This window comes from Actinomadura pelletieri DSM 43383 (assembly GCF_003634705.1).
In the GTDB taxonomy this organism is placed as follows: Bacteria; Actinomycetota; Actinomycetes; order Streptosporangiales; family Streptosporangiaceae; genus Spirillospora; species Spirillospora pelletieri.
Map to the genome: position 1 here is coordinate 142,692 of NZ_RBWU01000007.1, position 12,781 is coordinate 155,472.

General features: G+C 71.8%; 12 protein-coding genes, 1 other RNA gene and 1 pseudogene. 6 read left to right on the forward strand and 8 right to left on the reverse strand.

Annotated features, from left to right (window positions below):
* The first annotated feature begins 14 nt into the window (after window positions 1-14).
* On the forward strand, window positions 15-2,123 hold the full coding sequence (locus BZB76_RS28885) for a hypothetical protein (RefSeq protein ID WP_121437600.1): 2,109 nt from the start codon (window positions 15-17) through the stop codon (window positions 2,121-2,123).
* 4 nt (window positions 2,124-2,127) lie between these two features.
* Here BZB76_RS28885 and BZB76_RS28890 read toward each other — a convergent pair whose 3' ends face one another.
* From BZB76_RS28890 to BZB76_RS28905, 5 genes and pseudogenes are all read right to left on the reverse strand, one after another.
* The gene (locus tag BZB76_RS28890; RefSeq protein WP_147449589.1) at window positions 2,128-2,874 is read right to left on the reverse strand and encodes a M48 family metalloprotease; all 747 of its coding nucleotides are present in this window, start codon (window positions 2,872-2,874) and stop codon (window positions 2,128-2,130) included.
* Between the two features lie 1,371 nt (window positions 2,875-4,245).
* A pseudogene (locus BZB76_RS36765) lies at window positions 4,246-4,326 on the reverse strand (DUF2510 domain-containing protein); the annotation flags it as partial.
* Between the two features lie 68 nt (window positions 4,327-4,394).
* Window positions 4,395-4,793 carry a hypothetical protein gene (locus BZB76_RS28895; RefSeq protein WP_121437602.1) on the reverse strand — a complete coding sequence of 133 codons (399 nt, stop codon included), beginning with the start codon at window positions 4,791-4,793 and terminating at the stop codon, window positions 4,395-4,397.
* A gap of 37 nt (window positions 4,794-4,830) precedes the next feature.
* Complete coding sequence (locus BZB76_RS28900; protein ID WP_121437603.1) at window positions 4,831-5,166, reverse strand: DUF6191 domain-containing protein; 336 nt, start codon at window positions 5,164-5,166, stop codon at window positions 4,831-4,833.
* 45 nt (window positions 5,167-5,211) lie between these two features.
* Complete coding sequence (locus BZB76_RS28905; RefSeq protein ID WP_121437951.1) at window positions 5,212-5,745, reverse strand: pyridoxamine 5'-phosphate oxidase family protein; 534 nt, start codon at window positions 5,743-5,745, stop codon at window positions 5,212-5,214.
* A 103-nt stretch (window positions 5,746-5,848) separates the two neighbouring features.
* Here BZB76_RS28905 and BZB76_RS28910 point away from each other — a divergent pair, with 103 nt between their 5' ends.
* The 4 genes from BZB76_RS28910 (at window position 5,849) to rnpB (ending at window position 9,105) form a co-directional block, all read left to right on the forward strand.
* Window positions 5,849-6,670 (forward strand): Nif3-like dinuclear metal center hexameric protein, encoded by an 822-nt coding sequence (locus BZB76_RS28910; protein ID WP_121437604.1) that lies wholly within the window; start codon window positions 5,849-5,851, stop codon window positions 6,668-6,670.
* Window positions 6,671-6,784: 114 nt separating this feature from the next.
* Window positions 6,785-7,528, forward strand: a complete 744-nt coding sequence (locus BZB76_RS35410; RefSeq protein ID WP_211343244.1) for a zinc ribbon domain-containing protein — start codon at window positions 6,785-6,787, stop codon at window positions 7,526-7,528.
* A complete protein-coding gene (locus BZB76_RS28915; protein ID WP_211343245.1) occupies window positions 7,525-8,652 on the forward strand; it encodes a bifunctional RNase H/acid phosphatase in 1,128 nt (375 codons plus the stop codon). Before BZB76_RS35410 ends, BZB76_RS28915 begins: the two co-directional genes overlap by 4 nt.
* Window positions 8,653-8,711: 59 nt before the next feature.
* Window positions 8,712-9,105: RNase P RNA component class A (gene rnpB, locus BZB76_RS28920), an RNA gene on the forward strand.
* A 34-nt stretch (window positions 9,106-9,139) separates the two neighbouring features.
* On the opposite strand, the gene BZB76_RS28925 is transcribed toward rnpB, so the two are convergent.
* A complete protein-coding gene (locus BZB76_RS28925; protein WP_246007280.1) occupies window positions 9,140-9,619 on the reverse strand; it encodes a hypothetical protein in 480 nt (159 codons plus the stop codon).
* Window positions 9,586-9,762, reverse strand: a complete 177-nt coding sequence (locus BZB76_RS34995) for a hypothetical protein (RefSeq protein WP_170180801.1) — start codon at window positions 9,760-9,762, stop codon at window positions 9,586-9,588. The genes BZB76_RS28925 and BZB76_RS34995 overlap by 34 nt, the downstream gene beginning before the upstream one ends.
* A gap of 201 nt (window positions 9,763-9,963) precedes the next feature.
* On the opposite strand from BZB76_RS34995, the gene BZB76_RS28930 reads away from it, so the two are divergent.
* A complete protein-coding gene (locus BZB76_RS28930; RefSeq protein ID WP_121437606.1) occupies window positions 9,964-10,185 on the forward strand; it encodes a hypothetical protein in 222 nt (73 codons plus the stop codon).
* A 250-nt stretch (window positions 10,186-10,435) separates the two neighbouring features.
* Here BZB76_RS28930 and BZB76_RS28935 read toward each other — a convergent pair whose 3' ends face one another.
* On the reverse strand, window positions 10,436-12,712 hold the full coding sequence (locus BZB76_RS28935) for a SulP family inorganic anion transporter (RefSeq protein WP_121437607.1): 2,277 nt from the start codon (window positions 12,710-12,712) through the stop codon (window positions 10,436-10,438).
* Window positions 12,713-12,781: the final 69 nt, after the last annotated feature.

Here is a 12,781-nt window from a genome sequence, read left to right on the forward strand (position 1 = left end):
GGGAGTTCAGCGTCGTGAGGGGTGAACCCGTCGATCACGGACGGCCCGGGTCGCGCATCGAGCGGCTCTTCAGTCCCGAACCCCGCCTCGGCTGGATGTTCCGGGACCGCCGACGGTTCCTGCGTCCCTTTCCCGAACCTCCGCCACAGCAGCGTCCACTGCCGGAGTACCTCGCCCGCCGCGTCGCCGAGACCGAGGCGTTCGCGCGGCGCCACCTCAACAGGACGCTACCGGTGAGCCTGGGCGTCGCCTCGATCCTGGCGCTCTTCGCGGCCTGCGCCGCCGTGTCCTCGGGCCCGAGCGGCTTCCCGGTCGGGACGCTGGTCCTCGCCGCCGTCGCCGCCTCCCCGGGCGCCGTGATGGCGTCGTGGGCCGTCCGGCAGCGGCAGAGCGCCCGGGACGCCTACGCCCTGGCCCGCAAGCAGAGCATCGACGGATACCACGAACAGGCCCGCCAATGGCAGGCCCGCAGGCAGGCGCACGACGCGTCCGAACACGCGCGCCTGGACGGGCTGCCCGAATGGGGCGCCGTCACGCGGCCCGGCCGCCGCCTGGACGTGTTCGGCGGGACGCTGTGGGCGTGGGAGGCGCTGCTGACCACGTACGGCACGTCCACGCTGGCCGCGCAACCGCTGCTCGTGCTGGACCTGTCGCGTGAGGTCGTCAGCCGCGAACTGGTCGAACTGGCGCGGGAGGCCTGGATGGGGGTGGACGTGCAACTGCTGCCGAGCCGCCAGTCGTCGTCCAGCCTGCTGACCGACCTGTCGCCGCGGGACCTCGTCGACGCGATCGTCGAATCCATGCACGGCGGCACGCCCGACGCGGCACGGGCCGAACGCAGCATGGACGACCGGATCCTCACCAAGATCTGCGACGCGCTCGGCGACGACGTCACCCTGGGCCGGATCGCGGCCGCGCTCCGCGCGCTGATGGGCGAACCCGACGACGGCGAGAACCTGACCCGGGACGAGCGGCGGCGCGTCACGAACGAACTCTTCACCGTCGAGTACCGCCGCCAGGCCCACGCGAACCTGTCGCGGATCGAGTCCTACGTGCATCCCCTGGAGAACCTCGGCACCGAACCCGAGCGGACCGGCGCGGGCTACCTGACGTGCGTCGCGCTGGACAGCCACGCCCGCAACGTCCGGTCCGAACTGCTCACCGACCTGATCGTGCAGTGGGTCACGCACCGCGTCACCGCGTCCCGCGACGCCACCCCCGCGGTCGTCGTCGTGGGCGCCGACGACCTGGCCCGCTGCCACCTGGAACGCCTGTCGGACGCGTGCGAACGGCGCGGCGTACCGCTCACCCTGCTGTTCCGGCGCCTGCGGGACACCTCCGCCGAGATGATCGGCGGTGGAGCCGTCGCGTTCATGCGCCTCGGCAACCACGAGGACGCCACCAGGGCCGCCGACTTCATCGGCCGCGACCACCGCTTCGTCCTGTCGCAGATCACGAAGAACGTCGGCGGGAACGAGTCGCACACGTCCACCCTCACCGAGGGCGAGGGCGACTCCGAGACCCACAGCACCAGCCGCACGACCGGCACCGCCACCACCTGGGGGACGAGCCGTTCCTCCGGCGCCAGCTACTCGGGCGGCGAGATGTTCGGCCTGTTCCCCGACCGCTCCACCTCCCACTCGCGCGGAAGCAACCGGGGCGGTTCCACCAGCCGCAGCGACACCGAGGGGACCGCGACCTCCACGTCGCGGAACTGGTCCGCCGCCCACGCCTACGCGGAGGGCACCAACTGGAGCGACGCCGACACGACCCAACGCGTCTACGAGTACGCCGTCGAACCGGTCACCCTCCAGCACCTTCCCGACCACGCCCTCCTCCTGGTCGAGTCGGCCCCCGGCGGGGGACGCGCCCTCACCCCGGTCGAATGCGACCCGTCGATCATCACCCTGGAGCGCGTCACCCTGGGCCCCCTCCCGGAGCCACCCGCGCCCCAGGACGCCCTTCCCGCACCGGACGCGACCGTCCAACACCCGTTGGCCGCCCAACCCGCCCAGTGGACCGCCCAACCCCCGCCGAAGTGGACCGCGCCGCCGACCGACCCGGGAGGACCACGTCACCGTCCACCCGGAGAAGGCGGCCCGCCGCCCCTATTCGGCCGCTGACCCCTCAACCGACAAGCCCGCGACGCAACCTCTCCGCCCGCCGCACCAGGGGAAGCGACATCGGCCCACCCTGATCGAGCCGATGCTCCACGGCCGCCAACAGGTCGTCGCCCAACCCCATCCGCACGACCACCGCGTCCGCCCGCGCCTCGAACCACCCCGCCAGCAGACGCCCCGCCAGCCGCGCGGCATGGGCGGCCCCGACCGGAACCACCACCACGACCGTGACCGCCGCCGCGACGACGGCCATCAGAAAGACCAGCACGAACCCGATCGGCATATGCCACGCGACGGCCCGCCGCCACATGGACACGACCGGATCCCACAACGCCCGCCACACCCACGACGCGACCCGACTCGGCGCCGCGACCTGTTCCCGGAGAAACGCGAGCCCCGCCCGCCAGCCGAGCGAATGCCCCAACTCGTGCGCGAGCACCGCCGCCAACCGACCCGGAGGCAACGACCTCGCCGCATGGGACGTGACCGCGACCGTCCGCCCGAACGGCCTGCACGCGTTCAACGCGTCCACGTCCACGACCACGAGCCGGTACGCACCGCCCCCCGCCCGCCGCTGGACGTCCCGCCACGGCCGCTCCAACCGTCCCCGCTCCTCCACGGTCGGCTCCCGGTACCCGTACGCCCTGGGCGCGCTCAGCGTGGCGAGCAACGAAACCGCCCACAGCACGAACGGCACAACACCACCCAAGACCGGCCACACCGTATGCAGCCCGAAGCCGATGACCGAGACCACCAGGGCCTCCACGACCACAACGGCCCCGACCGATGCCCACCGCCGCCCATCACCACCCTCAGGGACGTCCACCCGCCCCCGCCCCGGAGGCAGAAACCGAGGCTCCGCCGCAGGCAACTGAGCGAACGCCGCCACACTCTCACCCGACACCGAACGCTCTCGCCCCACAACCGGCGTCCCCGCCGAAAGAACCTCTCCCGCCCCCGGCGACGCGAGATGAGGAACCGCCGGCGAACCGGGCCCGCCATCCGCGACCGCAGACTCCCCGCCGCGAGGCGTCGGCACGCCCTCCGGCGGAACGTCGGCCCACAGTGAATCGCCCACCTGCGCACCGGTGTCGCGAGGCGCGGCGAGAGGCGGCGCGCTCGACGGCACACGCCCCGACCACGGCGGCGAGGCGTTGTTGTGAGCGGGCCGCGCCGCATCGGCGGCACGCGAGTCGCTGCCGGGAAGCGACCCGGTAGGCGACGCCGTCGGCGGTGGCACGCGTCCCGCTCGCGAAGGAGCCGCACTTGGCGGAACGTTGGGCTGGGCAGGCGGTGGATCGGCCGCTTGCGCGCTGGTGTCGTGGGGCGTGGCGAGAGGCGGCGCGGTTGGCGGCACGGGCCCTGGCTGCGGCGACGCGGCGTTGGTTTGAGCGGCCTGGGGTGGATCGGCGGCACGCGAGTCGGTGCCGGGAAGTGTCCCGGAGGGCGGTGCCGTCGGCGGTGGTACGCGTCCCGCTCGCGAAGGAGCCGCGCTTGGCGGAACGTTGGGCAGGGCGGGCGGCGGCGCGCTCGGTGGCGCGGGCCTTGGCTGCGGCGGCGGGGTGTTGGTGTGAGCGGGGCGTGGTGGATCGGCGGCACGCGAGTCGGTGCCGGGAAGTGTCCCGGAGGGCGGTGCCGTCGGCGGTGGTACGCGTCTCGGCCACGGAGATGTGGCGCCTGGCGGGTCGTTGGGCTGGGCAGGCGGATCCGCCGCGTGTGCGCTGGTGTTGCGAGGTGTGGCGAGAGGCGGCGCTGTTGGCGGCACGGGCCCTGGTTGCGGCGACGCAGCGTTGGTTTGGGTGGCCTGGGGGGGATTGGCGGCACGTGGGTTCGTGGCGGGAAGCGAGCTGGAAGGCGGTGCCGTTGGCGGTGGCACGCGCCTCGCTCGCGGGGGCGCTGCGCCTGGCGGAACGTCGGTTCGCGCGGGAGGCGGTGGACTCGTGGCGCGTGCGTCGGTGTCGCGGGGTGTGGCGGGAGGCGGCGCGGCTGGTGGTGGTATGCGGCCCGGGTGCGGAGGCGTGGCGTCTGGTGGGGGGTTGGTGGTGGGGGGCGACGCGTGTGTTGGTCGTGGGGGAGTGGGGGTGGAGGGGCGGCGGCGGGCGCGGCCTTCGTAGCGGCGGGACTGGTCTGTCCAGGTTTGGCCGTCCCAGTAGCGTTCGCGGCCCATCAACTCCGGATCTGGGTACCAGCCTGGTGGTGCGCTCACCGGACTCCGCCTCCCGTCGAAATCAGGTCAAGGCTTGCGCACCTCGCGACTCAGCGTCAACGGGGTGGTCACAGCTTGGGGGTGAAGGGACGCTGATGGGTGGGGTCGTCCGGTTCGGCGAGGCCGTGTAGGGCCGTCTCGACCAGTTCGATGCCGTGCAGGAGGGTGACGAGGCGGGCGCCCTCGCGGCGGTAGGTGTCCAGGACGGACTCGATGCCGTGCGGGGGGACGACGTCGCCGAGGTCGACGCGGGCGGTGCGGAAGCCCTCGCGGGCCGCCTCGACGGACGCGGCGACATGGTGGCGGGCCATGCGGGCGAGGGCGATGGGGTAGCGGCGTAGGACGCCGTACCTGCGGTACTCGGGCGGGACGAGTTCCAGCAGCCAGGCGAGGGCGGTGTCCTCGAAACGGTCGGAGCCCGGTGGGTGCACCTGCGAGGGCCAGCCGGGCGGAACGTAGGTGCTCACCGGGGAAGGATAACCCGAACTCGAACTTGTGTTCGAGTCAGTCGGGGCGGCGGATGCGGATCTTGCCGGAGGTGAGGTCGTCGCGGGTGGCGCCCGAGCCCGTCTGCTCGTGGTCGTCCTCGCGGAGCAGTTTCTGCCGCTCCTGCTCCTCGACCTTGATCTTCTTCGAGCCCTCGAACACGGAGGCGAGGTCCTCGGCGAGGCCGCCGCCGAAGCCCGCTCCGGTCTTGCCGTCGCCGCGGATGGCGCCCATCAGGGTCGGCTTGCCCGTCCCGTCACGGGGCCATTCGACGGTCTCCTGCTCGGCCGGCTCGGGGCGGTTGCCCATGGCGCGGCCCTTGACGCGCTTGCGGCGACGAAAGGGTGACTTCACACATGCTCCAACGCGATGAGTCTCCAGATTGATCCCGGTGGACGTTCAGTCGACGAACGACCACCGGGTTGGGGAGCCGGTGAAGTCTCCCTGGGCGAGCCCGAACGCCTGCTGTGGCCGCACCGCGACGGTCGCGTTCACCTCGGGGTCCAGGAAGTCCACACGATATCGGGTCGCGTACTTGGAGTTGACCAGGTCGATGAAGCGTTGCAGGTCTCGCCCGTCGGTGAGGATCTCCGCGTGTCCCTCGATGACGACGGGCTCCTCGGCCCCCTCAGTGGTGACGACCACCTGCGGGTTCGCCCTCAGGTTCAGAATCTTGCGGGACGGCGCGCTGCTGCTGAACAGCAGCGCCGCACCGTCCCAGGCGCCCCACACCGGCATGGCGTGCGGGCGCCCGTCCGGACGGACGGTGCACAGCCAGAAGTTGCGCGCGGATTCCAGCCGTTCGACGGCCCAGGACCACGGGAGCAGCCCGCTTCCCTCGTCCGGTCCCCGAACGCCGTAACCGGGCATGTGCGGCCGTTGTGCGGTGGGCTCGGCAGGCCGTGGTTCCGTGGAGGCGGCGGAAGCCGACATGGCGAACTCCTCTCGATCGGGGTGCCCCCCGTCCATCGTTTCAGACCCGGGCGCCCCCGAGTGACGCTCGTTGGCGGGGTCGCGGCGCGGTAGCCTGCGGGACGTGCGCCTATCCCATGTCATCGCGGTCCTCGAAGAGCTTTATCCGCCGTCGTGGGCCGAGTCCTGGGACGCGGTCGGGCTCGTCTGCGGTGACCCTGACCAGGAGGTCCGCCGGGTCCTGTTCGCCGTCGATCCGGTGGCCGCGGTACTGGACGAGGCACTGGAATGGGACGCCGACCTGATCGTCACGCACCATCCGTTGCTGCTGCGCGGGGTCCACTCCGTCGCCGCGACCACGCCGAAGGGACGGCTCGTCCACCGGATGATCGTCAACGGTGTGGCGTTGCACACCGCGCACACCAACGCCGACCGCGCCGACCCGGGCGTGTCGGACGCGTTGGCGCGGGCGGTCGGCCTCACCGGCGTGTCGCGTCCGATGGTCCCCGCCGTCGACGATCCCCGCCGGGGCCTCGGCCGGATCGGGGAACTGGCCGCGCCGCTCACGTTGCGGGAGTTCACCGGACGGGTGGCCGCCGGGCTGCCGCCGACCGCCTGGGGGGTCCGCGCGGCGGGCGACCCGGACCGTCCCGTCCGGACCGTCGCCGTGTGCGGCGGCGCGGGCGACTCGCTGCTGGACACCGCGCGGGCGGCGGGCGTCGACGTGTACCTCACCGCCGACCTGCGGCACCATCCCGCGTCGGAGTTCGCCGAGCACGGCGGGCCCGCCCTGGTGGACGCCGCGCACTGGGCGACGGAATGGCCCTGGCTCGCCGACGCCGAACGGCGCCTGGCCGCGGCCTCACCGGAGACGGGCGAGCTGGAGACGCGGGTGTCCACCATCGTCACCGACGCGTGGAGCCTCCACGACGAGGGAGCGCGTTGACCTCGCCGGCGCACGAACGACATGAGCTTTACAGCAAGGGGTCACTTTGACTAATCCACCGCCATCCGTTGTACGGGAGCGTGACGGATCGGCCATCCGCACGGGAGGTTCTCGGTGAAAGCCGCACCGCAGGCCCAGCTTCGCCTGATCGACCTGCAGGAGCTCGACAGCTCGCTGGACCGGTTGGCGCACCGGCGCCGGACCCTGCCCGAGCTGGCGGAGATCGAGCGGCTGGAGGGCCGGCTGACCGAACTGCGCGACGCGATCGTGGCCGCCGAGACGGAGGTCGACGATCTCCAGCGGGAGCAGCGGAAGGCGGAGCAGGACGTGGAGCAGGTCCGCACCCGCGCCGACCGGGACCGCAAACGGCTCGACTCCGGGCAGGTGACGTCCGCCAAGGACCTCGGCAGCCTCCAGGCGGAGATCGAGTCGCTGCAGCGCCGCCAGTCCGACCTGGAGGAGGTCGTCCTGGAGATCATGGAGCGGACGGAGGAGGCGGAGGGCAGGGTCGCGGCCCTGCGCGCCGACCAGTCCGCCGCGCAGGAGGAACTGGCCACGCTCGTCGAGCGTCGTGACACCGCCCAGCGGGCGATCGACGAGGAGGCCGCGACGACCACGACCGCCCGCACGGCCGTCGCCAAGGACGTCCCGGACGACCTGCTCGCCCTCTACGAGAAGCTGCGCGGCCAGTTCGGCGGCGTCGGCGCGGCCAAGTTGTTCCGCGGCGCCTGCCAGGGCTGCCACCTGGCGCTCAACACCGTCGACCTGAACCGTATCCGCGCCGCCGCCGACGACGAGGTCATCCGCTGCGAGGAGTGCCGCCGCGTCCTCGTCCGGACCCCAGAGTCGGGGCTGTGAACGCCGGGTCGCGCGCGGGCGGTCGCAGGCTCGTCGTCGAGGCGGACGGCGGCTCGCGCGGCAACCCCGGCCCCGCCGGGTACGGGGCGGTCGTCCGCGACGCGTTCACCGGGGAGGTCCTCGCGGAGGTCGCCGAGGCGATCGGGCACGCCACCAACAACGTGGCCGAGTACCGGGGCCTGATCGCCGGGCTGACGGCAGCCGCCGGGATCGACCCGTCCGCCCGCGTCGAGGTCCGGATGGACTCCAAGCTCGTCGTGGAGCAGATGTCGGGCCGCTGGAAGATCAAGCATCCGGACATGATCCCCTTGGCGACCCGGGCCCGGAATCTGGCGATGGGCCTCGGCGCGGTGTCCTACGGCTGGATCCCGCGGAACCGGAACGCGCACGCCGACCGGCTCGCCAACGAGGCGATGGACGCGGCGGCCCGCGGCGAGCCGTGGGTCCGCGGGACGGAGGAGACGCCGGGGGAGCCGGAGCCCCCGCCGCCCGGCTGGTCGCGGCCATCGTCCACCTCGACGACCACGGTCCTGCTGCGGCACGGCGAGACGCCCCTGTCGATCGAGCGTCGCTTCGCCGGGATCCGTGACATCCCGCTCACCGCGAACGGCGTCGCGCAGGCCCGCGCCGCCGCCCTGGCGCTGCAGAGCCGTGGGCTCGACGCGATCCTCACCTCGCCGCTGTCCCGCTGCCGCGCCACCGCCGCCGAGATCGCCGCCGTCACCGGGCTGGACGTCCGGGTCGAGGACGACTTCCGCGAGACCGACTTCGGCGAGTGGGAGGGCCTCACGTTCGCCGAGGCGGAGGAGGCGTGGCCCGTCGAGATGAAGGCGTGGCTCGCCGACCCGGACGCCGCGCCGCCCGGCGGGGAGAGTTTCGCGCAGGTGTCCCGCCGCGTCCGCACGGCCCTGGATAAGCTGAAGGTCCGCCACCGCGAACGGACGGTCCTCGTCGTCTCGCACGTCACCCCCATCAAGCTCCTGGTGCGGGAGGCCTTGGGCGCGCCGATCTCGGCCCTGTTCCGGATGCACCTGGACGTGGGGGCCCTCTCGTCCATCGACTGGTACGCCGACGGTCCCGCGACCCTGCGCGCCTACAACGACGTCCATCACCTGACGACCTGACCGAATCGCCTTCGGTACGCGGTCGGCTCGCGCACCCACTAATCTTGAGGGACGGCGGACGAGCCGGCCGGACGGCCGCGTCGGGGAGCGATTCCCGTCGAGGAAAGTCCGGGCTCCACAGGGCAGGGTGGTCGGTAACGCCGACCCGGGGTGACCCGCGGGACAGTGCCACAGAAAACAGACCGCCGCCGGTCCGCCGGCGGTAAGGGTGAAACGGTGAGGTAAGAGCTCACCAGCGCCCACGGTGACGTGGGCGGCTCGGTAAACCCCACCCGGAGCAAGGTCAAGAAGGGGCCGCGAGAGGCTCCGCGCAGGTGCTCGAGGGCTGCCCGCCCGAGCCTGCGGGTAGACCGCTGGAGGCCGTCGGCAACGACGGTCCGAGATGGATGGCCGTCACCCGGCGCCCTCCGGGGCCGCCGGGCACAGAACCCGGCTTACAGGCCGACTCGTCCGCCCACACCTTCCGGCGCGTGCCCGCCGGTCGATTTCATGGACGGCCGTTCCCGGCGTGCAGAAAAGCCTCGAGTTCGCGGATGTCGTCCAGGTCCTTGTCGCGGCCGAGGGCCTTCTTCCAGACGAGGGTGAGATCCAGCGGCAGGAAGTTGACGCCTCGAACCACGTCCGCCTTCTTGATCAGATGGTCGACGTCCCATCCCAACGTCACCGGAAACCAGCCGTTGAGGATCTCGATGGAGACTCCGCGATGGAAAAAGTGGGCGACGAGAACCTCCTCATAGGGGGCGCGCGTGACCTCGTATCGCGCCTCCACCTTGTCCCATTCCGGGCCGCGCGCGACGATGTCGACATCCTGGATACTGGAGCGCAGACCATGGACGAGGAGCGGAGCGCTCCCCGCCACAATGAAATCCGCATACCTCAGATCAAGGGACTCCAGCGTCTCGATCAGGGAATCCACATCGTTCAAAATGCCCTCTACATGGGTTTCAGATCGAGTGCGACCTTCCACCAGGCGAGCGACGATGCCAGGACCCAGACGCTGTAGAGCCCGGCGAACACCACCCGGAACAGGAACGATCGCCGCACCCGCGGCAGGCTGTCGGGTAACAGGACCGCCACCCACAGCCCGATGAGCACGCTCGCCGACTCCATTCACCCTCCCCTCGCCGCCGGTTAGACGGACGATCGGACACCTCCGTTCCTGGCCGAACCGCAGTGGCAGAGGGCTCACCTCAATTGGGGCGCACGACACAGAAAGGTGGAAACGGTGCGCTTAATGTCAATGTCAAGAGCTGATCGCCTTGATCGGTGACGAAGCGGGGCCGGTGCTGGGTCCCGTGGAGAGGAGCACTGATGTTCGTCATCGCTTTCGTGGCCCTCGTGCTCGCCGGGGTTCTGGCCGGTGCCGTCTACCTGTGGGACTTCTCGCGCGCCAGCCGGCGCGACGCGCTGTTCCTGCCGGCGACCGACCGACGCGCTCGGCGGGCGCGCCGGGTGACGGGGATGTACGCCCGTGACCATGCACGCGACCAGGAGCTGGTCACCCCGCTGACGGGAGAGCGCCACGGGGTCTGACCGCCCGACGACCGTCCGATGAGGCTGCGCCCCGAGCACCGCCGGGGCAGACGCTCGCCGGAACGTCCGAGGCCGTAGGGATCGGCGCCACGGGGGCGCGCCGCAACGCAGCGGCCACGACTCGGCGCCCTTCCGTCCCTCGACGAATGCGGCTTCGGCAGCGGGGTGCCGACCGCTCACACGACCCCGGTCAGGGGCACGAGCCGCCAGGCGAGTGCCCCTGACCGGGGTCGCAGGTAACACAGATCGCTCAGGTGAGGGTTCGGGGGTGTGGGGGTTCGTCCGGGATGGGTTCTGGGGGGACGAGGGTGAAGGTCTGCTTGGTGCGGTCCAGGATCTCGACGTTGGCGGACTGGAGGTCGAGGTAGAGGCCGACGAGTTCGATCTCGCCGGCTTCGACCCGTTCCCGGAGCCACGGGTAGGTGAGCAGGTTGTCCAGCTGCTGCATGACGTTGATCTTGCAGAGGCGGGTGAGGGGTGACTCGTCCGTGGCGGAGGGGTGTTCGGCGAGGAAGCGGGCGAGGCTGTGGTTGCCGTGTTTGAGCCAGCGGGACAGCGCGGGCAGGTGCTCGACCTCGGCTCCGCCGGCGAGGAGCGCGGCCATGGCGCCGCAGTTGGAGTGGCCGCAGACGGTGATCGTCCGGATGTCGAGGACGTTGGTGGCGTACTCGACGGTGGCCGCGACGGAGTCGTCGGGGGTGCGGGTGCCGTGCCGGGGGACGAGGGCGCCCACGTTCCGGTTGATGAACAGGTCGCCGGGGCCGCTGGCGGTGATGATGTTGGGGACGATACGGGAGTCCACGCAGGTGATGAACAGGTGCTGGGGTCTTTGCTCCATCGCCAGCTCGGCCATGATCGGCCGGACGAGCCGGGCGGTCCGGTCGTGGTACTCGCGGACGCCGGCGAGCAACACGGCGGCCGGGGACACCTCGGGCGCGTCGAGTTCGGTCTCGGAACGCCGCCGACGATTCGCCCATGGGGCCCACCAACGGGCAGGTGGTGGCCTTTTGCGCGGCTGAGACATTTCGCCTGTCACAGCCCTTTCATACCAAGCCTCGTGAACCTCGTCGATGTCGACCCTGCCCCCATGGCGTTCGTGGGCCAGCCTCCACTGGTGGACGGCATCGAACGCGGCATGATCCATGAAGTCGACGTTCAGGTCCAGGTCGACATGGGAGCCGGGCGGAACGTCCTGCAGGAGGCGCGTCACCTTCGGCACGCCGAGGAACGTGAGCGTGCCCTCGACGACCACGTGCACGCGGGTCGGCACGGTCCCGTCCTCCGGCGCCGGGACGAGGTGCTCCGCGCGGACCGACAGCCGGGTCAGCCGCCGCAGCGCCAGGATCCCCATGATGCCGATGCCGAGCAGCACGCCCTCGCCGAGCCCGAGGAAGACCACGCCGACCAGGGTCGCGAAGTAGGCGGGCGCCTCCCGATGGTGACGCAGGTCACGGACGCGGGCGGTGTCGACGAGGCTGAACCCCAGGACGACCAGCAGCGCGGCGAGGGCGGGCAGCGGCACCTGTTCGATGAGCGGGCCGCAGGCGAGCGCCAGCACGAGCACCCAGACGCCGTGCAGGACCGTGGACGCGCGGGTACGGGCGCCGGCCTCCATGTTCGCCGTGCTCCGGACGATCACCCCCGCGATCGGCAGCCCGCCGAGAAACCCCGACAGCGCGTTGCCCGCTCCCTGCCCGAGCAGTTCCCGGTCGAGGTCGGCGCGGGGGACGTCGGCGGGACGCCTGCGGTCGATGGCCACGCTGCACAGCAGCGACTCGACGGCCGCGACCAGCGCGACGGACACGATGGCGCCGACGATGCCGGGCAGCGGGCCGTGCGGCAGGACGGGGGCGTCCCAGCCGCTGAGGAGGGTGTCCGGCAGTTCGACGCGCTGCGCGTTCCAGCCGAGCGACCATGCGGTCGCGGTGGCGAGGGCGATGGCGGGCAGGGGACCGGGGATGAGCCGCAGCCAACCCCCGCGCGGAAGCCGCGTCCAGCCCAGCAGGACCAGAACCGTCAGCGACCCGAGCAGCGCCGGATGCGTGTGCGGGTGGAGCAGTTGCCCCGGCAGTTCGCGGAGGTTCTCGATCGCCGACTGCTGGGGGCTGCCGCCGAGCACCACGTGCACCTGCGCCAGGATGATGACGACACCGACGCCCGCGAGCATCCCGTGCACGACGGCGGGGGAGACGGCGAGCGCGGTGCGGGCGACCCGGCTGGCGCCGAGCGCGAGCTGCAGCAGCCCGGCGAGCAGGGTGATCGTGCAGGTGGCCCGCCAGCCATAGGTCTGGATGAGCCCGGCGACGATCACGGTCAGCCCGGCGGCGGGTCCGCTGACCTGGAGCGGCGAACCACCGATGCAGCCGGCGACGATCCCGCCGACCGCGGCGGCGATCAGCCCGGCGGCGATCGGGGCGCCGGAGGCGACCGCGATACCCAGCGACAGGGGGATGGCGACGAGGAAGACCACCAGGGAGGCGGGTAGGTCGTGTCGAAGGTTGGACGCGCTCGGTAGTCGTTTAGTCACGCTGCATATATATCCGGCCCGGTGCAACCTCACCCATGAACACACAGAGGGCCGCCGGATCCATCCGGC